The sequence below is a fragment of the Alteromonas sp. ABE4_545 genome (assembly GCF_056161325.1).
In genome coordinates, this window is the sequence record NZ_JBSWYY010000009.1 from 66,484 (window position 1) to 87,261 (window position 20,778).

18 protein-coding genes are annotated in these 20,778 nt (G+C 46.1%); 9 read left to right on the forward strand and 9 right to left on the reverse strand.

Features of this window, described 5'->3' with window-relative positions:
* Window positions 1-162: 162 nt before the first annotated feature.
* A complete protein-coding gene (locus ACXAH6_RS10575) occupies window positions 163-3,780 on the reverse strand; it encodes a LamG-like jellyroll fold domain-containing protein (RefSeq protein ID WP_474876642.1) in 3,618 nt (1,205 codons plus the stop codon).
* Between the two features lie 358 nt (window positions 3,781-4,138).
* On the opposite strand from ACXAH6_RS10575, the gene ACXAH6_RS10580 reads away from it, so the two are divergent.
* Window positions 4,139-6,943: a TonB-dependent receptor gene (locus tag ACXAH6_RS10580; RefSeq protein ID WP_474876643.1), complete on the forward strand. Its 2,805-nt coding sequence runs from the start codon at window positions 4,139-4,141 to the stop codon at window positions 6,941-6,943.
* Window positions 6,944-7,020: 77 nt separating this feature from the next.
* Here the strand turns inward: ACXAH6_RS10580 and ACXAH6_RS10585 are convergent, their stop codons facing one another.
* The 5 genes from ACXAH6_RS10585 to ACXAH6_RS10605 all read right to left on the reverse strand — a co-directional run bounded on the left by ACXAH6_RS10585 (window position 7,021) and on the right by ACXAH6_RS10605 (window position 10,875).
* Window positions 7,021-8,118 carry a response regulator gene (locus ACXAH6_RS10585; protein WP_474876645.1) on the reverse strand — a complete coding sequence of 366 codons (1,098 nt, stop codon included), beginning with the start codon at window positions 8,116-8,118 and terminating at the stop codon, window positions 7,021-7,023.
* Window positions 8,119-8,243: 125 nt separating this feature from the next.
* Window positions 8,244-8,822, reverse strand: coding sequence for a porin family protein (locus ACXAH6_RS10590; protein WP_474876646.1), 579 nt, complete (start codon window positions 8,820-8,822; stop codon window positions 8,244-8,246).
* Between the two features lie 310 nt (window positions 8,823-9,132).
* Window positions 9,133-9,660: a CC0125/CC1285 family lipoprotein gene (locus tag ACXAH6_RS10595; protein WP_474876648.1), complete on the reverse strand. Its 528-nt coding sequence runs from the start codon at window positions 9,658-9,660 to the stop codon at window positions 9,133-9,135.
* Window positions 9,653-10,393: a hypothetical protein gene (locus ACXAH6_RS10600; protein WP_474876649.1), complete on the reverse strand. Its 741-nt coding sequence runs from the start codon at window positions 10,391-10,393 to the stop codon at window positions 9,653-9,655. Before ACXAH6_RS10600 ends, ACXAH6_RS10595 begins: the two co-directional genes overlap by 8 nt.
* Entirely contained in the window at window positions 10,390-10,875 is a 486-nt protein-coding gene (locus tag ACXAH6_RS10605; RefSeq protein ID WP_474876651.1) for an RNA polymerase sigma factor, read from the reverse strand. The genes ACXAH6_RS10600 and ACXAH6_RS10605 overlap by 4 nt, the downstream gene beginning before the upstream one ends.
* Before the next feature lie 202 nt (window positions 10,876-11,077).
* On the opposite strand from ACXAH6_RS10605, the gene ACXAH6_RS10610 reads away from it, so the two are divergent.
* Window positions 11,078-12,445 (forward strand): S8 family serine peptidase, encoded by a 1,368-nt coding sequence (locus ACXAH6_RS10610; RefSeq protein ID WP_474876653.1) that lies wholly within the window; start codon window positions 11,078-11,080, stop codon window positions 12,443-12,445.
* A gap of 20 nt (window positions 12,446-12,465) precedes the next feature.
* Here the strand turns inward: ACXAH6_RS10610 and ACXAH6_RS10615 are convergent, their stop codons facing one another.
* Window positions 12,466-13,392: a hypothetical protein gene (locus ACXAH6_RS10615; RefSeq protein ID WP_474876655.1), complete on the reverse strand. Its 927-nt coding sequence runs from the start codon at window positions 13,390-13,392 to the stop codon at window positions 12,466-12,468.
* An 84-nt stretch (window positions 13,393-13,476) separates the two neighbouring features.
* A complete protein-coding gene (locus tag ACXAH6_RS10620) occupies window positions 13,477-14,175 on the reverse strand; it encodes a hypothetical protein (protein ID WP_474876656.1) in 699 nt (232 codons plus the stop codon).
* Window positions 14,176-14,392: 217 nt separating this feature from the next.
* Here ACXAH6_RS10620 and ACXAH6_RS10625 point away from each other — a divergent pair, with 217 nt between their 5' ends.
* Window positions 14,393-15,508 (forward strand): RNA polymerase sigma factor, encoded by a 1,116-nt coding sequence (locus ACXAH6_RS10625; RefSeq protein WP_474876657.1) that lies wholly within the window; start codon window positions 14,393-14,395, stop codon window positions 15,506-15,508.
* Between the two features lie 17 nt (window positions 15,509-15,525).
* Here ACXAH6_RS10625 and rutR read toward each other — a convergent pair whose 3' ends face one another.
* Window positions 15,526-16,209, reverse strand: a complete 684-nt coding sequence (rutR, locus tag ACXAH6_RS10630) for an HTH-type transcriptional regulator RutR (RefSeq protein WP_474876659.1) — start codon at window positions 16,207-16,209, stop codon at window positions 15,526-15,528.
* 300 nt (window positions 16,210-16,509) lie between these two features.
* On the opposite strand from rutR, the gene rutA reads away from it, so the two are divergent.
* From rutA to ACXAH6_RS10660, 6 genes are read left to right on the forward strand one after another with little or no spacing between them, the layout of a single operon-like run.
* Entirely contained in the window at window positions 16,510-17,598 is a 1,089-nt protein-coding gene (gene rutA / locus ACXAH6_RS10635) for a pyrimidine utilization protein A (protein ID WP_474876660.1), read from the forward strand.
* The gene (gene rutB, locus ACXAH6_RS10640; protein ID WP_474876661.1) at window positions 17,598-18,335 is read left to right on the forward strand and encodes a pyrimidine utilization protein B; all 738 of its coding nucleotides are present in this window, start codon (window positions 17,598-17,600) and stop codon (window positions 18,333-18,335) included. The genes rutA and rutB overlap by 1 nt, the downstream gene beginning before the upstream one ends.
* Before the next feature lie 33 nt (window positions 18,336-18,368).
* Entirely contained in the window at window positions 18,369-18,758 is a 390-nt protein-coding gene (rutC, locus tag ACXAH6_RS10645; RefSeq protein WP_474876663.1) for a pyrimidine utilization protein C, read from the forward strand.
* Between the two features lie 3 nt (window positions 18,759-18,761).
* The gene (gene rutD / locus ACXAH6_RS10650) at window positions 18,762-19,541 is read left to right on the forward strand and encodes a pyrimidine utilization protein D (RefSeq protein WP_474876664.1); all 780 of its coding nucleotides are present in this window, start codon (window positions 18,762-18,764) and stop codon (window positions 19,539-19,541) included.
* 18 nt (window positions 19,542-19,559) lie between these two features.
* Window positions 19,560-20,150, forward strand: a complete 591-nt coding sequence (locus ACXAH6_RS10655; RefSeq protein ID WP_474876666.1) for a malonic semialdehyde reductase — start codon at window positions 19,560-19,562, stop codon at window positions 20,148-20,150.
* A 60-nt stretch (window positions 20,151-20,210) separates the two neighbouring features.
* Window positions 20,211-20,741, forward strand: a complete 531-nt coding sequence (locus tag ACXAH6_RS10660; protein WP_474876668.1) for a flavin reductase — start codon at window positions 20,211-20,213, stop codon at window positions 20,739-20,741.
* The last annotated feature ends 37 nt before the right edge of the window (window positions 20,742-20,778 follow it).

Here is a 20,778-nt window from a genome sequence, read left to right on the forward strand (position 1 = left end):
TTAATTAACCGCCTATATATGATTATCGGTTTGTAAAATTTGCGCCAATTGAATAAATAGATGCTATTGATTGGGAATCGTAAAAGATGAGGTAAGGCAATGATATTGAAATAAAAATGCCACAACAAGGTTGTGGCATTTTGGGCTTAGATAGACAAAAACTTAGCGGTTGTTTTTGTACTGATTGTATATCGCTTGGGCTTCAGCTTCACCGATGGCTTCATCGTAAATTACAAGCTCATCAAGCATACCTTGGTAAGGCACATCCCAGAAGTTGGCGCCAATTGATAAATAGTTACTGGTGTCTGCGTCGAACAGGGTAGGCATAGTGGTAATTTCGTTCACTTGCTCACCGTTGAGGAACACCGTTGCCTTACTGCCACTGACTGACAGCACCGCATGCACCCATTCACCTTCGGTTAGTGTTTGGCCAAAGCTATTGTCAACGTATCCTGCTGCAGTGTGTGCCCACAACCAGAAGTAGTAGTCGCTGGCCCAGCTATACGGCACAAAGCTAAACCACACGTCGCCATCTTCATAACCAAATACCGCCGCTGAGTAACTGGTTAATGCTTCAGGTTTTAACCAGACAGAAATGGTGTATGTGTCATCGTTGAAGACGTTTTCGCCTAAAATGACACCGTAAGAGCCATCTAGATAAACCCCTTGACCATTAATACCACTGTCGTACAAGGCTTCAGAATATGAGGCTGTACTCGACAGTAGACGGCCAGTAATGGTACCTGTGTTGTATGTGCCATTGCTGTCTTCAAGCGAAGATTCAAAGCTATATGCTGCAACGCGGTCAGGCAGTTCAACTGGCATTACTGTTACTTCAATATCAACCGTTTGCGTTTCACCATTAAGGGTTACAGATGCTGTTAGCACCACAGTTGCAGCGCTCTCGCCTTCACCAGGGCGCGTAACCGTGCCATCAGTCGCAATAACACTTTCGTTGTTAGACGCCCAGCTCACGGTTGAGGTAAACGGCCCTTCCTGAGACAAGCTCAAGTCACCGCGTAACGCAGTGATCCCTTGGGTTGATAGTTCTTCAACTACGGCATCGAGGGCGGCACTTATTAGCTCGTTGTCAGATTTCATCTCAACGTCTAGTGCACGGATTTCAGCGGCTGATAAGGCATCATCATAGAGTTTTACTTCATCGATTAGCCCGTTAAATGGGGTGTCCCAGAAGTTGACACCAAGGGCCAGCTGAACGGCGTTATCACTGAAAATATCATTGAAGTTAGACAGTGACGCAACTTGCACACCGTTAACAAACATTACGCCTGTAGTACCGTCGTAAGTAAATGCAATGTGCGTCCATTCATTAACCGGAATGATGCCTTCAGAAGAAATTACATCGTTCCAAGCGCCATTGTTCTGTTCGCTGAATGACCACACCATTGAACCGTCAACACTCCAGCCTTGAGGATAAATCCCTAGCCAGTTTGACGCATCGGCGTTGGCGAAGAATGCCGGGGTGTACTGAGTGATTACATCAGGTTTTACCCACATCGAAATGGTGTAAGTTGGCAGTGACAGGGCGCTGTCTAAGACAACACCGTAATAGCCTAAATTGTTGTCAGCATCATTGCCACCCAATTCAATAGCTTGCCCTGACTTGGCGTCGCTGCTGTAAGTTGGGGTTGTGGTTTCTGCTGAATCAAATACGAACCAGCCCGACAAGGTGGCGTCAGCTGATGTTGCGCCATCCGACGTCCAACTATCGCTCAAGTTCCCGTCAAATGAATATGTGGCAATGCGGTTGTAGGCAACACGCGCAGGCACATTCACTGTGTAAGTATAAGATTGTGCAGTGCCGTCCACTAGGGTCACCGTTGCCGACAAGGTCACACTTGCGTCGTCTTCACCGACTGCCGGACGTGTAACAGTGCCAGTAGATGAGTTGATCACGCCTTCATCTGATGATGACCATGTGATTGTTGCACCACGCGCACCACTGGTTGATAAGTTAAGATCAAATACGGTTTTAGTAGGGATCTCTGCTGAAGCCGCATCAGCAATGTCGTTCATGACCTCGCTAGCGTCTAAGTCTGGCAGTTTCGCGCCCCATAGCGTGGTGGCTTCAACCGTGGCATAACCACTAAAGGTTGGCACTAATTGCGGCTCTGCAAGATTCTCATTGTATTGCCACGTCGCTTTCGCACGGAAGGTACCTAAATCGTCGATGATCAGCTTTAGGTTACCGTCGTTATCAATGCTATAAGTACCTGTATAAGCGCCAGTAATTTGATTGTCAGCGGTAAGCGACACATACACAGATTCGTGAGGTGTAGTATTGGTATCTTGGTCTTGGAACAAGAACTGATAATCGCCTACTACGTCTTCGTAGTCGACAATATTACTGCCTTCGGTAGGTACATAGCGGAACGGCGCTAACACTGGCCAGCCGTATTCGTTCATCAATAATTCGTGTACGCGTACTTGGTGGCCTTCAGATTCTGAAGAGAAGCGAGTGTGGAACACCATGAAGTGTTTACCCGTTTCTTCGTCATAGTAAGCTGAGTTGTGGCCGGGAGAGTAGTAACTTGCGGTATTCGCTACTTCACCTAAGCCAGCGCTCCAAGTATGGCTACCCACAACTTTTACGCCGTAAGAGGCGGTTTCATCTGTTGCCAACACGCCATCGCTGATCAGTGATTCGTCTTCAAACATGCCTAGCATGTCTTGATTGCGCATATCGACATACGGGCCGTCAGGTGAGGTTGAACGAGACACACGAACGTTGTAACCGCCGTTTGAATCGTAACCGCCATACGAGGTGAATAGGTAGTAGTATTCGGTTTCTGGGCTGTACATAATGTATGGCCCTTCGATAGCGCTGTAGTATCCGCCAGTTAGATGCGTACCATAGCTGCGGGTACCCTCTTCGTAATCCAGTGGGAAGCCCGTGCTGGGATCAAGTTCCATGATCCAGATACCGCCTGCGTATGAGCCATATACCATCCATAAGCGGTTTTCTGCATCAAAAAATACCGTAGGGTCAATACCGTTAGGATTAGTTTGGTCGTCCCATTGCTCGCCGTTAATCCCCGACGTTACGTCATTACCTGTTGTTAAAATTAAGCCGAGATCTTCATAAGGCCCTTCAACGTTGTCAGCACGCGCTACACCAAGGTATGAATGATAGTTGTCGCACTCGCCTGACGTTGGTGTATTGCAGTGGTCGTAATAGAAATAGAATTTGCCATCGCTGAGTTGAATTACATCGGGAGCCCACATACCTACACTGCCAAGCTCGGTTGTATCGGCCACGCCATCGGAGTCAGAGTCAACGGACAAGGCGTCATCAACGATGCCATCACCATTGGCATCGTTGGCAAACAACACCCCGTCTTGTACTTGCTGCACGTAACCGTAAGCTGCACCGGTATTACTATCGGTGTTGAGGAATAAACTACTCCAAAGCACGTGTTCGTTATTGTTTGAGGCAGTGTCGTTGGAAGTGTCGAAATCGACCCAGTTTACCCAGTCGGTGGTTTTGGCTGATGCCATGTGAGAGCCAAAAATATAATAGCTTTTGGTGTTGTCTGCTGCAGTAACAGCCAAAACTGAGGGATCGTGCACACTGACATCAGTGAACCCAGTAAAGCTACTTGAAATGGTTGGATTGTCGATGGTTTCTAATACCACCTGATCATTATCATCGACCAAATCTTGTGCTGGTAGCGTGGACGTACTGTCACTTCCACTTCCGCATGCACTGAGTAATCCCAGTGATACTGATAGGGCTACCGTGCTACGAATTATCTTCATCCAATCACTCCTTCTTATGATTTCTGTGTAACACAGTTTATTTAAGTTACGTTAACAACTATACTATAGTAATATAAATGGCTGTGATTACAATCTCTTGAATTACATGATTATTAACATTATTGTATAAAACAATTAGATGTAAAAATAAAAATCACAATAAAAACAGTTGCTTATTCTTATTTGTAATTTTTAGGTAAATGCAGTTGACCATATATTAATCATACAATATTAATAATAATGCGTAACAATGAATTAACAGGGTGCGTATTGACGCATTTTTCTTCGCTTGTGTTAAATATTTTTTAATCTCGCGCCCTGCTTCATACTGACAGTCCAGAATTAATCGGAGTAGAAAATGTTTAAAAAAGCTTACCTGGCAAGTGCGATCGCAATGGCGATGTTTCACCAAGCCGGTCTTGCTCAATCAGTAGACGAGTCTGAGGTGACAGAGGACGGGGCACCGGTAGAAACCATCGAAGTGCGAGGTATAAAAGGTAGCTTAAACAAGGCATTGAACATTAAACGTCAAAGCTTCCAATTGGTTGACGCGATTGTTGCGGAAGACATTGGTAAGTTTCCAGATAACAATGTTGTAGAGTCACTTCAGCGTGTTACAGGTGTACAAACCACGGGACGTGGCGCGGGTGAAGTTTCTACCGTTTCTATTCGCGGTTTAACTGATGTGAACACAACCGTAAATGGCCGGTTAATTTTTACTGGCGCTGGCCGTTCTGTCGCATTAGCCGATATTCCTGCGAGCTTACTCGCTCAGGTTGACGTGTTTAAAACGCGTTCTGCTTCACAAATAGAAACTGGGATCGCTGGTTCTATCGATATTAAAACACAACGTCCGTTTAATTTTGACGGTTCAAAAGTAGTTGTTGCAGCACGTGGTATTTATCAAGACCAACGTGAAAAGGTCGACCCTAATTTGAGTTTGTTGTTGAGTGACCGTTGGGAAGTTGGTGGCGGTGAACTGGGCGTGTTATTTAACGTATCTTACGCCGAAACAAATTATCGAGACATGAACATCACTCCTGGTGCGCTTGTTCCCTATATGACCAATAACCCAGCGGATGGCTTCTCTGCTTACGAGCGTATCTACACTTCAGATTCTCGTGCCTACGAAGATGAGTTATGGACTGCTGGCCTAGATGCTGGCCTACCGACTGCAACCGGTTCAACCATTGATGTAAATGGCCAAGAAACTGAATATATGCTCTCTCGCGATGCCATTTTTATGAATGACTTTATCGGTAAGCGCGAACGTCCGGCTGCTAATTTGTCGGTACAATGGGCGCCAAATGCCGACGTAGAGTTGGTGGCAGAAGTGTTCTATAACGGCTATCGCAACCAATCGTTCAATTCACTTAACTTTACTAATATTTTTGAGTGGACCGGACCTAACGGCGAAGCGCTTACCGACGAAGCGGCTGCGATTCAGGTGTTCGAAGGCACGAATGTGGTTAAATCTCGCAATGCCTACAATACGTACAACTTTACCAGCGGTGACACCTCTAAAGGTAAAACCGACAGTTGGATGTATGCACTTGGCGGTAGTTGGTACGTTAACGACAACCTAACGCTAGACGGTGAAGTGGTATATCAAAAGTCAGAATATGAAACGCAGTTTTTTGCCATGCGATTCTTGCGCACAGCCTATGGTGTAAGTGCTGACTTTAACCACAATGACGGTATTGCATCAGTCAACTTCCTGGACAATCCGGGTACCGCACTTGATGAATCGGACCTTACCGATATCGACAACTGGAATGCATCATATCTGTATGACAATGGCGGCGGTAACTCAGGCGATGCGTTGAGTGTCACGCTAAACGGTAAGCTTTTTGTTGATAACAATTACATCGACAATATCAAATTTGGCTTGCGTTATGACGGCCGTACTGCGGAAGATTTTACTTATGATCAATCGGCAGACGGTTCTGGTTCAGTGTCTGATTTTATGGACCAGCTTGAAGATGGCGGCGAAGGCCTAATTCACGTTACCAAGAACTTCTTTGACGGTCGCGCCGATGTACCAAGTTCATGGGCAGTGGCAGACGGTTTCTACATTTTTGACCATGCCGATGAGTTTAGAAGCCTGTATGGCTTACAAGATCCCGCGTCGCTAATTGCGCGAACTTTCTATGTAGAAGAAGATGGTTTGGCGTTATACGCTACGTCTAACTTTACTTTGAACGACGCAATTAACGGTGAATTTGGTGTGCGTTATGTTAACTACAAACAAGACATCGTTACCTCAGACGTGAAAACCGACACCAAGCGTTTGTTGCCTAGTCTTGTGGTGCGTTGGAACATTGCTGACGATGTTATGATGCGTTTTGCGTATACCGAAACCTTGCGTATGCCTGATTTCGGCAATCTAAATAGCTACATCACCTACGGCGATGACGTGAGTAATGTGGGCTATGCACAAGCGAGCGGTGGTAACCCTAACTTGAAGCCAACAGAGTCGGTGAACTATGACTTGTCTTTAGAATGGTATTTTGCGGAAGCCAGTTCATTGTATGCAACCTTGTTTAAGCGCGATATTGAAGGTTTTGTGACTACCTCGCGTACCGTTATTTATCACGATGACGACGGTGATGGTGAAGAAGAAAAGTACGTATTAAGCTCGCCACAGAACGCATCAAATGGTGTGCTGGAAGGGATGGAGATTGGAGCGGTTTACTTCCCGTCGAATTTACCTGATTGGTTAGATGGCGCAGGTATTCAGTCGAGTGTGACCTTACTCGATTCTAGCCAGAGTTATCCAGTGGTAGCAGAAGACGGCACGTTTATCCGCTACGACGATTACGATATCTACGGGGTGTCTGATCTGTCTTACAGTGTTGTACTTGCTTACGATTCTGAAGATTTTGATATGCGTTTGTCGTATGTATGGCGTGACAAGTTTATGTCTTACAGTGAATCCGCTTTGTTCGCGAACCCGTTGGCAGTGTATAGCCGCCCTGAACAAAGTCTCGATTTCCAAATGAGCTATGATGTAACAGACAACCTGATGGTGACATTTGATGCCACTAACCTGACTGATGATGTTTATCAGACGTATTATGGGGCGGGCAATGAGAATTTGATGAACCTCAATTCAGGTATCTATAGCCGAACCTTTGCTCTTGGGGTGCGTTACTCACTGTAATTGAGCATGCTGTTTACACAATGAAAAATGCCGGCGAGTGATGCCGGCATTTTTTTTACTGTTTGAACAACTCACCGTTATTCATTCAACCCTCTAAGTTGGTTTAATACTTCGTCTAGCCCCATGTCTAAGGCATTACCGGCTTCTTGTAGCTTTTTAGCGATATTTTCAATGTTATGAACCAGCGCCTTTTCTTGCTCTGAGGTTAATCCGTAACTAAGCATATCTTCTTTTAGTTCATCAATGAGATCTTGCGCCAGATCTTCGTTGAGCGACTTCTGAAATTTCTTAATTTGATACAGTTCAGCCACGTTTTTGTTCGTTTCGGCCAAGTAATGATTATTCCGTTCGGTAGCAAGGATTGACTCAGCGCGATTCGCCGCGCCTTCAATGATAATGGCCAGATTGTCTCGCAGTCGTCCGCACATTTCCTCGTTGTGCATCGGCATATCTTTAATCAGGAGAGAAACATTTCCATAGTGAATTAACAAACGTGTACTGCGTTGAAAAATGCGATTCTCGCCTTCTAAGCTTGCAAGCAATTGCATTTCCATGGGGGTGATTTCACCGGTATTGGTTTTATTTATGGTTTCAGACGACGATGATAGTCTCACGCTGGCAGCGAGGAAATATTCTTCGGTCGTTGTTAATATGAGTTCGGCTAAGGCTGGCAAATCGTTGCAACTGAAACTACTGCGAAGAAAGCGAGTGACATTGGCTTGTTCACCCACGTCGCTGATCGCCATCATGGCGGTTTGCATGGCTTGCTTTTTGTCTGCGTGAGTTTCGAGTAAACGCAAGTGTCGTGCGAGTGCTGAGCTGATCTTCTTTTGCAATAAAGCCGGATCAACGGGTTTAGTGAGGTAATCTGATGCTCCGGCCTCGTAAGACTTTAATTTGTCTTCCATAGTATCGTTGGCAGAAACGAAGATGATTTCCGGAGGGGTATCATGATCAATGTCGATGATTGCTTTACACGTGTCGAGCCCGTCCATATCGGGCATCATGTAATCTAATACGATGACAGACGGACGTGTTTCTTCGTCGCGACATAACTTCACCGCATCGGCGCCGCTCAACGCTTGCTCAGTTTCAAAATGACTCTTCAACATTTCTTGCATAAACGCAAGATCGACTTCTGAGTCGTCAACTAATAGGACTTTCTTTGCACTCATACTACACCTTATGTTCGATGCCGAATGTTAAGTATAGTCAAAAATTTTAGGCTTATTAGTTGCGGGCAAAACGATCAAAGCCAGCATTATGCTGACTTTGATGATATCGTTTGTTGATTCAATAGTTAAAAGCGATATTCCACACCTAAGCTAGCTTGCTTGAGGTCGGTTTCAAAATTAACGTCGTCTATGTCATCTGCAGCTTGTTCTGCATTGAGTTCAGTGTCGTAAACCACGTATTCAGCATTAATGAGTAGGTTTGATGTAACGGCGAAACTGATGCCGCCTCCTACAAACAGGCTGTCGTCATCATCTTCAGACATGATGGTACCTGCTTGGTATTCTGTTTCAGACCAAAGTTGACCCAGCTTACCATACAGTGCAATGCGGTCAGCAATTGGAATCATTCCTTTGATTGCAGCGGTGTAGCCGTCGGTAGAGGCGTTGGCCAAGTCGTTACCATAATCGCCAAAATCTATATACCCACCTTCTAATGCAAAGTATTGGTTAAAGCGATAACCAATAACACCTTGCCAAACGTCTTTATCATCGTCGAATTCATCATCACCGTCTACGCGCAAATAGCCGTAGTTTCCTCCAACATATACGCCGTTTTTGTCCATCTCTTCGTCAGTGCTTTGCGCCTGAGAAGAAAAAGCGGTAAATGCCGTTAATGTCGCTAGCAAGTAAATAGCTCGTTTCATGATAAAACTCCTTATCTAGATGTTGATGTGTTGCTTGGCCGATATTGAGACGGCGCGAATAACTGTTAGTGCGCAACACTGGGTTGTTATCGCTTTTTTGCAATAAGCGAATATACCGTATCAATGATTATGCCAATTTTTGTTACTGTTTGTTTTGCAAGTGTTTTTTGGTTTTTGAGAAGTGTTTTTTCGTTGTGGGTACGTGTAGAAAGAGGGTTTTGAAGAAAAGTTTGTAGCAAATTTGCAACATCATTGTGTCGGGAAATGCACTCAACACCCAGAGTCGTGTTTGGGTGTTGAGTGGCATAGGTTACTCGCTTGCCACAGGTTGTAAGTTTGCTTTTACTTGGCGTGCATCAAAGCTTTGCGTGGTATCTGGGCGAGTGCCTCGACCCAGTTGAATATCCAGAATACTCTCTATTTGACTCTTTTGCGTACCACCCACAAAAATACCTGTCTCAAATTGCGAGGTAGGAGAGGTGTAGGTACGGCATGTGACCAGGCCACATTCTCTTACCTGATTGTAACGGCGACTGAAGCCAACCTGAGTTGTAGGTTCAGTGCGTTGGCGGTCTACCAAGGTTTCTTTATTCGCTACCACAAACCAGTCGTACCCTTGCTCTAGGGTAAGCTCGGCTGCGCGAAGCATGGCGTAGTCCATGGCTTTGGTGGTGTCACTGCCTCGGCCTTTAAACAACACCCGGTACTGGGTGTCGGTTAACTTGGTTTCAGAATACCCGTAACCATTGTCTTTCGCGGCTTGGTAGGCAGGTTGGCTAGCACAAGCCGACAAGGTTAACGTTATTAAAACGGCGATAAGTTGGTATATTTTACTCATGATTGCCTCCTCGGTCAGCCACAGGCTGCCATTGCTGGGTTATTGCGGTTTGTTCTTGTGTCGCGTTGAGCGGTGCGCCACTGATCAATGTATCAATCTCGTGATCTAGAGCGTTGCGGTTTGATGCTGTTGTGTACTCACTCGCTGGGTGAGTGTCGCTGTTCGACAAACTCGCTGATGCAACTACTTCCCATTGAGCCTGAGATTTACAAGCAATAATGGCTTGCTTCTGATCTGCATTGGTTTGGACAAACTGACGGCAGTATTCGCCGTTGTGATTCACAAACGACAGTTGTGGCGTCACTACTTGCGAGTCGATGTTATATGCCACACCGCTTTGTTTGGTATCCAGTATATGCGCTACCTGTTCCCAACTTGTTGAATCTGACATGTGACTGTTTAATTGCTGCCAACCAAGTACAAACGCCAAACCAACACTTGCAGCCATGGCAATATGGTGTAAACGCCGACGCTGTTTTTTATGTTCTGATAAATCAAAAAGGTTAGCGTTATTAACAGTAGCAGGCTCTAGCAACGCAACTATATGCGAAGGGATGGGTTCACACGTTGCCATGTTGACACTTTGTTTTACCACGTGATCTACCATACTCAATGCGGCGAGTCGGTCAGTCAGCCCTTCGTCCATTGCAATGGCATCGCGAACGCTATTTGCCTCTTGCTCTGGCAATTCGTTGTCTAAAAAGGCACTGAGTTGTTCGTCTGTAATGTTCATGCTTGCACCTCTTGAGAAAAGTGAAGGAGCTTGGCGAGCTTAGTGCGCGCCCGAGACAAGCGACTCATTACCGTGCCTGATGGCACCGAGAGCACAGAGGCGGTGTCTTGATAAGACATCCCTTGAACGGCAACGAGAGAGAGTACTTCGCGTTGTTCTGGCGGAAGCTCGCCCATGGCGTTTTCAATTTGTTTCAGAGTTAGGTTTTCCCCAATAATCATTGTGTCTCGCTCTTGAGACTGGTGCAGTTCGGGGTTTTGTGCCGCGTCATGGCGTACTTTCTGAGCGCGATATTCATCAATCCACAAGTTGCGGCAAATGCGGTAACACCATGCGAGCAGTTTCACATTTTCAGGTACGGGTTTGGCCAGCACTCTTTCAATCGTACTTTGTAGCAAGTCGTCGGCATCAGCCAAATTGCCGGTGAGGGAATAGGCGAAACGTCGAATGACGGGTAACAGTGTTTTCAAATCTTCGTTCATATTTTTTCCTGTTTTCGTACATAAGTGTCACAGCGTTTGCATAGTGATTGCATAATGCTAGAAAGTAGTAAGAAAAACGTTTTGCAGCCAGTGTTAGTCAGTTAACGAACCAGCCAGCGGTTTATTCCCATCGCAGCGGAATTTTTTTTGAATACACCCGTTAACGTATTAACTGATAAGCAAAAAAGGTGAGGTGTGCTCAATGAAAACAACCCTAACTGCCATAGGCGTGAGCTTAGTTACGCTGTTCTTACAACCGGTATACGGTGAACAAATCGTGCCAAGAATTACGGGCGCGGTAGATCGAGTGATTACCCCTCTCGATAGTGTGGTACAAGAGGTTGTGCCAATACGAGATATTGAGCGTGATATTCGCCGCGAGGTATTACCTTCACTAGAAAGCGTGGCAACCCCGATTTCTCAGGTGTTAACGACCAGTTTATCCACCGCACTTTCAGTGGCGAATCAACCTATTGCTGAGCGTTCGTTACCTGGTGGATTGGTGTTGAAAGAAGTGCAAACTGCCGACGGTTTTCTCGCCCTAGAGCGAGAATGGGTGGTAACAGTAAAAGAAAATGAGCTGGCCGAGCTGACGCGTTTACCTGTAAAAGTGTTGCAGAAAAGGTACGTTTCACTGTTGGATAAGTGGGTTGTGCGGTTGTCTGTATCTGAAAAATTAGACACAAAAAAAACGCTGCAAGCGATGTTTCCCCAAAGGGTGACATCACAGATTAATCGCAATGTGATTTATTTGACTCAAGGTGGCGCAGACAATGCGCCAGCCTCTAGAGGAGACGTCTCTCAGCAAGTGTTGCCGCAAGTACAGCCGCCGATGTCATGTCGTGACGAGGTAAGTATAGGTATGCTCGATACCGCAATAGCCACTACTCACCCTTATTTTTCTGGTTTAACTCACATCACAGAACACTCGTTCTTAGATAGCCGTTTACCTGCGAGTAGCGCTCACGGTACCGCGGTCGCAGGAGTGCTTCGACAATCGATACCCTCATCTCGCAGGCTCTCGCTGTTCAGTGCAGCGGTGTTTTATTCTAGAAATGAAGTGTCGCAAGGCGCAAGTTTGTTTGATCTGCTAAGTGGGTTAGATTGGTTATCTGCTCAACCCATTCACGTTATCAATATGAGTTTAACTGGGCCTGATAACCCATTGCTGGCCCAAGTTATGGCGCAACTACATCAACAAGGTCTGTTACTGGTAGCCGCGGTAGGAAACGCCGGACCGGCAGCGCCAACGCTTTATCCTGCGGGGTATAAAAATGTTTTGGGGATTACTGCGGTCGACAAAAACCAACAAATTTACCGCTGGGCAAATCAAGGAGAACAAGTATTTGCAGCAGCATTGGGCGTGGCTGTGAACACCGCGCGTGGCACCGATGAAGAAGGGCCTGAAACCGGCACCTCAATGGCTTCGCCGGCTGTGGCTGCAAAACTGGCTTGTAGCCTGAGTCAATCAAGTGACAATACCAGTTTGGAGCAATTCAAAGCCGCGTTTATTCGCGATGTAGGGCCAAAAGGGTGGGACCCTATATTTGGCTTTGGTTTGGTTGAGTAACGCATAGATGCTATCTCGCTCTAAAAATAGAATCGTACACCCGTTGAAATTTGGCTTTCTGAATAGTCTGCGGTGCTAAGATTAGAGCGATAATCCGCATATTTCACATTTAACAGCAGTGTAGCCCACTCTGTCATTGTCATCTCAAGTGAGGATTCGACTGTGTGATGTTTGTCTGAGCGGGTAAAGGTTTGAGTACCAATATCTGTGCTGTCGTAGTTTCTTGATTCAAATTGATAGTAGTTTTTAAACGATACTTCATAGCCCCACCACTGCATAGGATAAGTCCAGGTTCCACGCAGTTGATAGCCCGTATAACTGAAAGCGTCATCGTTGGCATGCTCGGTTAGTAAACTCACGCCAACAATGAAGTTTTCGTTCGGGGTTGTCGTAAAAATAAACCCATCAATGGAAAGCTTGTTGCCTTCCCCATCTCGTTGTGGAAAGTGGTCAAAGTCTTTCTGTATATGGTCTACACCTAAGTGTAGATAGGTTTTAGGCGTGAAGCTTTTCCCCCAAGACATACCGGTTTGTTGATAGGTTAAAAAGTCTTGGCTGCCCAAGGTGGCAGTAGCGAAGTAGTGGTGTAACCCCCATTTCCCCGCATCGGTTTGCATAGCACCAGCAACATGCCATGTGGTTAACGCTAGGTCATAGTCATCTAACGTTGAGTACTGGCTTTGCTGATGGTTCACGCCTGCTGTAGCACTTAACCCTGTGCTGTTTTCCCACTTGGATGACAGTTTGGCTTTAACGACGGCTGCGGTGTCAGATTCATCCACAGATTGATCAATTTCGTTTACCGCTACATTGCTATCATGCCTTGCTGTTAGCGCCACTTCACCATGATAGCTTATTGCCGCAAATGCACTCGTTGAGCCTAGCACAGTAGTCATCAGCAACGGGGAGCGCAATTTTTTAGAGATAGGTTTTGTAAGCAAGAACATAAGTACTCCGAAAGAAGACGTTGGTATAGCAAAACAGGAATATAAGAAGGGCAGGTGGGCCCTTCTTATTAGTTATGGCTGTGGCTAGTTACCGAGTAGTGAAGCAATAGTGGTAGACACGGTACTGTCGACGGTGCCAGATACGGTGCTCTCTACAGTATTGCTAATTGTGCTTTCAACAGTACTTTCGACCGTATTGCTTACCGCGCCGTCTACGCTACTTTCAATTGTACTGGCGAGGGTATCAGAGACCGTTGATGTCATTGAATTAGCGAGTGAAGCATCAACCGTCGAAGCCACACTTGAAGTGATCGCTGTTGTCGCATCGGTATTTGCAACAGCACCTAATGTTTGCGCCGTGAGATCGCTAGCGGTGTCATTTGTGCCATTGAGTTGACCGGTGATATCTGCGAGTGACGATTGGGTATCGGCAACCAGTGTGCCAGAGACACTCGACGTTTGTGCAATCGCGTTTGAAAATGAACCTTCAAGCACTTCTGAACTAGACTCGGCGCTGGATTCAGCTCCTGATTCCGCATCGTCAGAGAGTGTTTCATTCATTTCATCGTTATTGCTTGCAGAGACCGCGGTGGCTTCTGCATCTTGTGATGAAGACACGTTAAGTTGTAGTGCCACATTGTTGTTGTCTTGAGCTAAGTTAGCCGATGTTGATGTTTGTACAGCTTGGCTCGCATCAATTGTTACAGAGGCTTCTTGTGCGAATACAGTGGTTTGCGTTAAGCCGAGAGCAAGTGCAAGGGTAGCAAGTTTGTAATGTTTCATGACTATCTCCAGTTATGTCGGTTGTCATTGAGTTAACGAGCTAGCCTTGCGGTTTATTCCATCTGTTTTAAAAATAATTGTCACGTTTTTCTGTTTCGCGGTGACTACTAGTAAAGGTTAACGAATCAGGAAGCATTATGAGTGTCTGTATTTATGCGGTAGTGTATAAGCGAGTTTGGGATGGCAATAACACCAACAATACTTGGCAGGAGATAGAATGAGCGCACAATACACGGAAGGTTTGCCTCAATACGTAGCGATGGCAAAAACAGGAGATGTTTCGGCGTTCACTCAATTGGTCAAGGCTTCTCAAAATGTCACCACCTCTATCGCGTTGTCGATAGTCAAAGACACCGACGCCAGTGAAGACGTCGCCCAGCAGGTGTATATTAAAATTTGGCAGCAGCTCCCTACGTTAAAAGATGAACACAGCTTTTTGCCTTGGCTGCGACAGGTTACCCGATACACTGCGTTTAATTACTTACGAGATAACAAAGTGGCTTCGCGAGTAACCAGCGAAGAAGCCGACATTTTATTTACCCACATGAGTTCGGCCGGTGATGATGAGGTAGCGGCGTTAGATAAACGGCAAATTAATCAGCATCTCATTGCTTTTATCGGGGCATTGCCAGAAGAAAGCCGCGAGTTAGTCTTGTTGTATTATCGAGAGGAGCAATCTACTCAGCAGGTGGCCACGTTATTAGAATTAACAGAAGCTAATGTACGTAAAAAGCTCTCACGGGTTCGTCAACAACTCAAAGCGCAGTGGTTGGCTAAGTACGGCAAGCTGGTGCTGTCGACCGCTCCCACGCTTACTTTTACATCACTTGTCGCAGGGGTTGCGACTACCTCAACCCCAGTCGCGGCGGCAAGTCTTTCTGCCGGAAAATCCGGGGTATGGGCGAAAGCTGCCGCAGTATTTAGTGGGGTTGCGATTGCGGGAGCAATGGGGTGTATTGCCGTATTGTTGAGTACCAAGATGTTGTTAAACAATATTCATGATGCGTCATATCGGCCTATGATCCTCCGCTATCGCAATTTAATGATCGGCTGGATCGTGCTGTGGAGTGTGGTGATGAGCATGAGTTACGAATTGACATCGGGCTGGTGGGCGCCGGTTGTCAGCTATGTGTTTTTTGGAATTGGGTTAGTGAGGCTGATAGAACTCACCCAACTTCTCTCTATTCAAGCAGGCTTAAAGCAACAGGGAAAATTGTGCATCAGCAACACGTCGAGCCGCGTTAAGATCATCATAATGAATAGCGCAGGCCCAATTATTGGTCTTATTTGCATGCTAATCGGCTTGCACAATGCGGGCAGGTTGTTTGTGTAACAACCTGCTTCACTGCACTATTTGGGCGTAATATTGCCCAAAATAATGTGGGTGATGGCCGTTAATGTGGTGTCGAAAAATTCGGGATCGTGCAGATCTTTACCTGTCACCGCTTTAACCTGAACACTGAAGTCGGCGTAATGCTGGGTGATCGCCCAGATACTAAAAATCAGGTGATATGGGTCAATGGGAGCAAGTTGACCTTGCGCTATCCAGGTATTAATTACTTGTACCTTGGCCTCCACTAATTGACACAAAGGAGATTCCAGTTCGTTAAGCAGGAGCGGCGCACCTTGCACAACTTCCATACAAAACAACTTCGACTCGGCGGGTTTGTCACGAGACAGCGCTAATTTAAACGCAATGTAATGGCGCAGGGTTTCGATGGCGTTTTGTTCTTCAGAGAACTCGTGTAGAGGGCTCAACCACACATCAAGCAAATGCTTAATTACATCTAAATACAGTTGTTCTTTACTGGAGAAATAATAGAGCAGATTGGTTTTCGAAACGTCAGCCTGCTTAGCTATTTGTTCTACACTGGTGCCGTTTACACCGTGTTGTGCAAATAGAACCAGCGCCGCTGTCATTATTCTATGGCGTTTGTCTTGTAACGCTTTTTCACGCTTTTTTTGTGTTGATGGGCTGAACACTCTGGGGGTCTTCGGCGCGGGTTTTGTCACTTTCTCTGATGACGAACTCATGAGTTTCTATTTCCTCTCACTGCTACAGGTACAACATCATTGTTTTTGGATAACCAATTCACCTGTATTTTCCAGTCATCATTGCACCAGTTGAGTTCAAATTAGTCAATTACCGTGTTCCAAAATGGACCGCGCGGTCCATTTTAAGATTTCAAAATAATTTAACTGGTTGAATTTTATGGTTATTTAAATTTGGCTCGTTTTATGCCTGAACAATTTGTAATCGGATTAACGTGTGTGTTGTTCAAAATTACTCCACTGCACTTGGTGTGCGGCATAAAAAATAAAGGGAGAAGTAACATGGATATTGGTGTTTTTATTCCAATTGGTAACAATGGTTGGCTCATTTCAAAAACGTCACCACAGTACAAACCAACGTTTGATTTAAACAAAGAAATTGTGTTGAAGGCCGAAGGATATGGGCTGGATTTCGCACTGTCGATGATCAAGCTACGTGGTTTTGGTGGTGAAACAGAGTTTTGGGATTACAACTTAGAGTCATTCACTCTTATGGCGGGCTTAGCCGCTGTAACATCGAAAATACAGCTCTACGCAACAGCGCCTACGCTTGTTTTACCTCCCGCCATTATGGCGCGCATGGCGTCAACCATCGACTCAATTTCCAACGGTCGTTTTGGCGTTAACTTGGTCACAGGCTGGCAACGCCCAGAATACTCACAAATGGGAATGTGGCCGGGCGATCAGTTTTTTGGTAACCGCTATGAATACTTAGAAGAGTACATCACGGTTGTTAAAGAGCTGTGGGAAACAGGTCAGAGTGATTTCAAAGGCGAGCATTTTCAAATGGAAGATTGCCGCATGTTGCCAAAACCTTCTCGCGATATTCCCATTATTTGTGCTGGGCAAAGTGCATCAGGCATGGCATTCAGCGCGAAGCACGCTGATTACAACTTTTGTTTCGGTAAAGGGGTTAATACACCTACGGCCTTTGCACCTACGGCTGAACGTTTAATTGAGGCGGCGGATAAAGCCGGCCGCAGCGTTGGGTCTGCCGTATTAATTATGGTCATTGCCGACGAAACTGACGAAAAAGCCATGGCGAAGTGGGAGCTATACAAAGACGGTAAAGATCAAGCTGCATTAGACTGGATGGCAGAACAAGGGGCAGCGGATAAGAAATCAGGTAAAGACACCAATATTCGTGATATGACAAACCCGACATCGGCCGTTAACCTCAACATGGGAACCTTGGTAGGGTCTTATGCTTCCGTGGCTGCCATGCTCGACGAAATTGCCACAGTTCCCGGATGCGAAGGTGTTCTGCTGACCTTCGACGATTTCTTGAAAGGTATGGATGACTTCGGAACTAAGATTCAACCATTGATGAAATCGCGCCAGCATATTACTGCTGAATCGGGAGCGGCGTAATGACTAATCAATACGCTTTTGAAGTCTCGGGTTATTTTCAGTCAGACAAGCCCAGCGATGATACCACGCCAATTTTACCCGCCAGACCTGAGCCTCTTGCCCTCGACCCGAGCAAAACTGCTGTCATTGTGGTGGATTTGCAAAATGCCTACTCCACTAAAAATGGGTATTTGGACAAGGCGGGCTTTGATGTATCGACAACTGGGCCGGTGATTGCCAATACTCTTAAAGTTTTAGCAAGCGCCCGCAAAGCGGGGATGCCCGTGGTGTTCTTCCAAAATGGATGGGACCCAGAGTATCAAGAAGCGGGTGGCCCAGGCTCACCCAATTGGTACAAGTCGAATGCCTTAAAAACAATGCGAAAGCAGCCCGAGTTAATGGGCACAATGTTGGCAAAAGGCACGTGGGATTACGATCTGGTCGATGAGCTAATACCACAACCAGGCGATATAGTTATCCCAAAAACGCGTTACAGCGGCTTTTACAACACTAACCTCGATAGCATGTTGCGAAGTCGTGGTATTCGCAATCTGGTATTCACCGGTATTGCCACCAATGTGTGTGTGGAGTCGACACTCCGCGATGGTTTCTTTCTTGAGTATTTTGGTGTGGTTTTAGCAGACGCAACCCATCAGGCTGGCCCACCCGATATTCAACAGGCTTCGCTGTTCAATATAGAAACCTTTTTTGGCTGGGTTTCAACCGTCGACAATTTTTGTGAATTGTTCCCCTCTTAACAATCAACATCACTATTAACAAGGACGCTCACCATGAGTAAAAAAGCAATTATTCCCGCTGGAACCAGCACACCTATTGCGCCTTTTGTACCGGGTAGTATGGGTATTGGTGACAATATTTTATATGTGTCAGGCACGCTTCCCTTTGATGAAAATAATGATGTGGTTCACGTGGGAGATGCAGAAGCACAAACTCGTCATGTTTTAGAAACAATAAAAAGTGTCGTAGTGGAAGCTGGTGGCACAATGGATGACATTACATTTAATTCTATTTTTATTACCGACTGGGCCAATTATGCCGCGGTAAACAAGGTGTATGCCGAGTATTTCCCGGGAGAAAAGCCGGCCCGATACTGTATCCAGGTGGGTTTAGTAAAACCTGAGGCCTTGATAGAAATTGCCAGTGTTGCTCACATAGGGTAGATCATGCATTTTGAATGGCACGGAAACTCCGATCCCTCAGCCCCCGTTGTTGTGTGTAGTTCAGGCTTAGGGGGCGCAGCAAAATTTTGGCAACCACAGCTAAGTGCACTTGGCGACGGTTATCGCATTTTGCTTTATGATCATCAAGGTACCGGGCGCAGCCCAGCCACGTTGCCTCACAACTACACAATTGATGATATGGCAGACGAGCTAATGGGGTTATTGGCAAGCGTGGCAGTGGAGCGATGCCATTTTATCGGCCATGCTCTCGGCGGTTTAGTTGGGATGAAAATCGCACGTTTACAGCCTGCGCTCATCGAACGCTTGGTTTTGATCAACGCCTGGGCCAGTGCCAACCCTCATACTTTGCGATGCTTCGCGATCCGAAAGTCGATTTTGGCCCATTGTCCGCCAGACATCTTCTTAAAAATGCAGTCTTTGATTTTATATCCGCCAGATTACATTGCCGCTAATGCACAGCAACTCGATATTGAAGAAGCGCACCACAAGGCTCATTTTCCTGACAAGCATAATTTACTCGTTCGTATTCACGCGTTGAGTGAATTTGATATGCAAGATCAGTTGAATGCAATAGCTGCCGCTACGCTTGTTATTGCGAATAAGGATGACGCGTTAGTTCCTTGGCAGCAGTCGCAGCAACTCGCTGACGGTTTACCCCAAGGTCGATTACAACTGTTTGACTACGGTGGGCATGCTTCAACAATAACAACCCCCGATACCATTAACGCCACTTTGCTTGCGTTCTTAGAGCAAGCACTTTAGTTACACGGAAATAAAAATATGACAATGTCTTTATCTAACGAAGCCTTAGCTCAGCTGTTTACAGAGGCTCACACTCACACTTCATGGCGCGATGAAGCAATACCCGATGCGCTTATTACTCAACTCTACGATTTAACCAAATTGGGACCAACGTCAGCAAACTGTTGCCCTGCGAGATTTGTGTTTATTCGTTCCGACGAGGGCAAAGAAAAACTCAAGCCATGTTTGTCGAGCGGTAATCTAGAGCAAACAATGACAGCACCCTGTACGGTGATTGTCGCGTATGACGCCGAATTTTATGAAGCGCTTCCAACGTTATTCCCGTATGCAGACGCGCGCAGCTGGTTTACTTCTAGCCCTGAGGCTGCGTATGAAACAGCTATGCGAAACAGTAGCTTACAAGGTGGTTACTTAATGTATGCGGCCAGAGCGCTGGGCTTGGATACAGGCGCAATGTCGGGGTTTAACCCAACCTTGCTCAACGAAACCTTTTTTGCTGACAGTACCTGGAAAGTGAACTTTTTGGTCAATATCGGCTATGGCGACGGTGAAAAAGTACACAAACGATTACCTCGATTGAGCTTTGATGACGCGTGTCAGCTCGTGTAAATCAAGGTGTTCGTTAATCGTCATTATCGATAGATAACGCAGAACAGAAAAGGAAAAATCATGACAACATTAGCCATGAATACCCCCCAGCTTGAACAACCGACTCCCGTATCGCCTGAAGACTTTCGTCAAGGCATGGCGGGGTTAGCAGGCGCCGTGAATATTGTGACTACGCAGGGCGTTAACGGCAAAGCGGGGTTCACCGCCACGGCAGTATGCAGTGTGAGTGATAACCCTGCGACACTTCTAGTGTGCTTAAACCGCAGCGCCTCGGTGCATGAGGTATTCAAACACAGCGAATATCTTGCCATCAACACACTGCAAAATGGTCAGGATGGTTTGTCTAATCTCTTCGGTGGTAAAGCGCCAATGGCAGACCGCTTTAGTCAGGGGGAGTGGGAAGAGTTGGCAACAGGTTCGCCGGTACTCAGTGATGCCGCGGTGACGTTTGATTGCGTGATCACCGAGATCAAAAGTGTTGCGACACATGACGTGATTTTCTGTCAGGTTGTGGCCATTAAACAACAAGAAAGTGCCGGTGCACTCTTGTATCACCAACGCGGTTATCGCCATGTAGAAGGGCAATCTTAGGTGTAAGCCCAAGAGTGAAGAAAGCGAACAGAATGGA

What these genes read in the sequence shown, in the direction of transcription:
- ACXAH6_RS10575 (WP_474876642.1), bottom strand. Translation starts at nt 3,780, where the DNA reads ATGAAGATAATTCGTAGCACGGTAGCCCTATCAGTATCACTGGGATTA.
- ACXAH6_RS10580 (WP_474876643.1), top strand. Translation starts at nt 4,139, where the DNA reads ATGTTTAAAAAAGCTTACCTGGCAAGTGCGATCGCAATGGCGATGTTT.
- ACXAH6_RS10585 (WP_474876645.1), bottom strand. Translation starts at nt 8,118, where the DNA reads ATGAGTGCAAAGAAAGTCCTATTAGTTGACGACTCAGAAGTCGATCTT.
- ACXAH6_RS10590 (WP_474876646.1), bottom strand. Translation starts at nt 8,822, where the DNA reads ATGAAACGAGCTATTTACTTGCTAGCGACATTAACGGCATTTACCGCT.
- ACXAH6_RS10595 (WP_474876648.1), bottom strand. Translation starts at nt 9,660, where the DNA reads ATGAGTAAAATATACCAACTTATCGCCGTTTTAATAACGTTAACCTTG.
- ACXAH6_RS10600 (WP_474876649.1), bottom strand. Translation starts at nt 10,393, where the DNA reads ATGAACATTACAGACGAACAACTCAGTGCCTTTTTAGACAACGAATTG.
- ACXAH6_RS10605 (WP_474876651.1), bottom strand. Translation starts at nt 10,875, where the DNA reads ATGAACGAAGATTTGAAAACACTGTTACCCGTCATTCGACGTTTCGCC.
- ACXAH6_RS10610 (WP_474876653.1), top strand. Translation starts at nt 11,078, where the DNA reads ATGAAAACAACCCTAACTGCCATAGGCGTGAGCTTAGTTACGCTGTTC.
- ACXAH6_RS10615 (WP_474876655.1), bottom strand. Translation starts at nt 13,392, where the DNA reads ATGTTCTTGCTTACAAAACCTATCTCTAAAAAATTGCGCTCCCCGTTG.
- ACXAH6_RS10620 (WP_474876656.1), bottom strand. Translation starts at nt 14,175, where the DNA reads ATGAAACATTACAAACTTGCTACCCTTGCACTTGCTCTCGGCTTAACG.
- ACXAH6_RS10625 (WP_474876657.1), top strand. Translation starts at nt 14,393, where the DNA reads ATGAGCGCACAATACACGGAAGGTTTGCCTCAATACGTAGCGATGGCA.
- rutR (WP_474876659.1), bottom strand. Translation starts at nt 16,209, where the DNA reads ATGAGTTCGTCATCAGAGAAAGTGACAAAACCCGCGCCGAAGACCCCC.
- rutA (WP_474876660.1), top strand. Translation starts at nt 16,510, where the DNA reads ATGGATATTGGTGTTTTTATTCCAATTGGTAACAATGGTTGGCTCATT.
- rutB (WP_474876661.1), top strand. Translation starts at nt 17,598, where the DNA reads ATGACTAATCAATACGCTTTTGAAGTCTCGGGTTATTTTCAGTCAGAC.
- rutC (WP_474876663.1), top strand. Translation starts at nt 18,369, where the DNA reads ATGAGTAAAAAAGCAATTATTCCCGCTGGAACCAGCACACCTATTGCG.
- rutD (WP_474876664.1), top strand. Translation starts at nt 18,762, where the DNA reads ATGCATTTTGAATGGCACGGAAACTCCGATCCCTCAGCCCCCGTTGTT.
- ACXAH6_RS10655 (WP_474876666.1), top strand. Translation starts at nt 19,560, where the DNA reads ATGACAATGTCTTTATCTAACGAAGCCTTAGCTCAGCTGTTTACAGAG.
- ACXAH6_RS10660 (WP_474876668.1), top strand. Translation starts at nt 20,211, where the DNA reads ATGACAACATTAGCCATGAATACCCCCCAGCTTGAACAACCGACTCCC.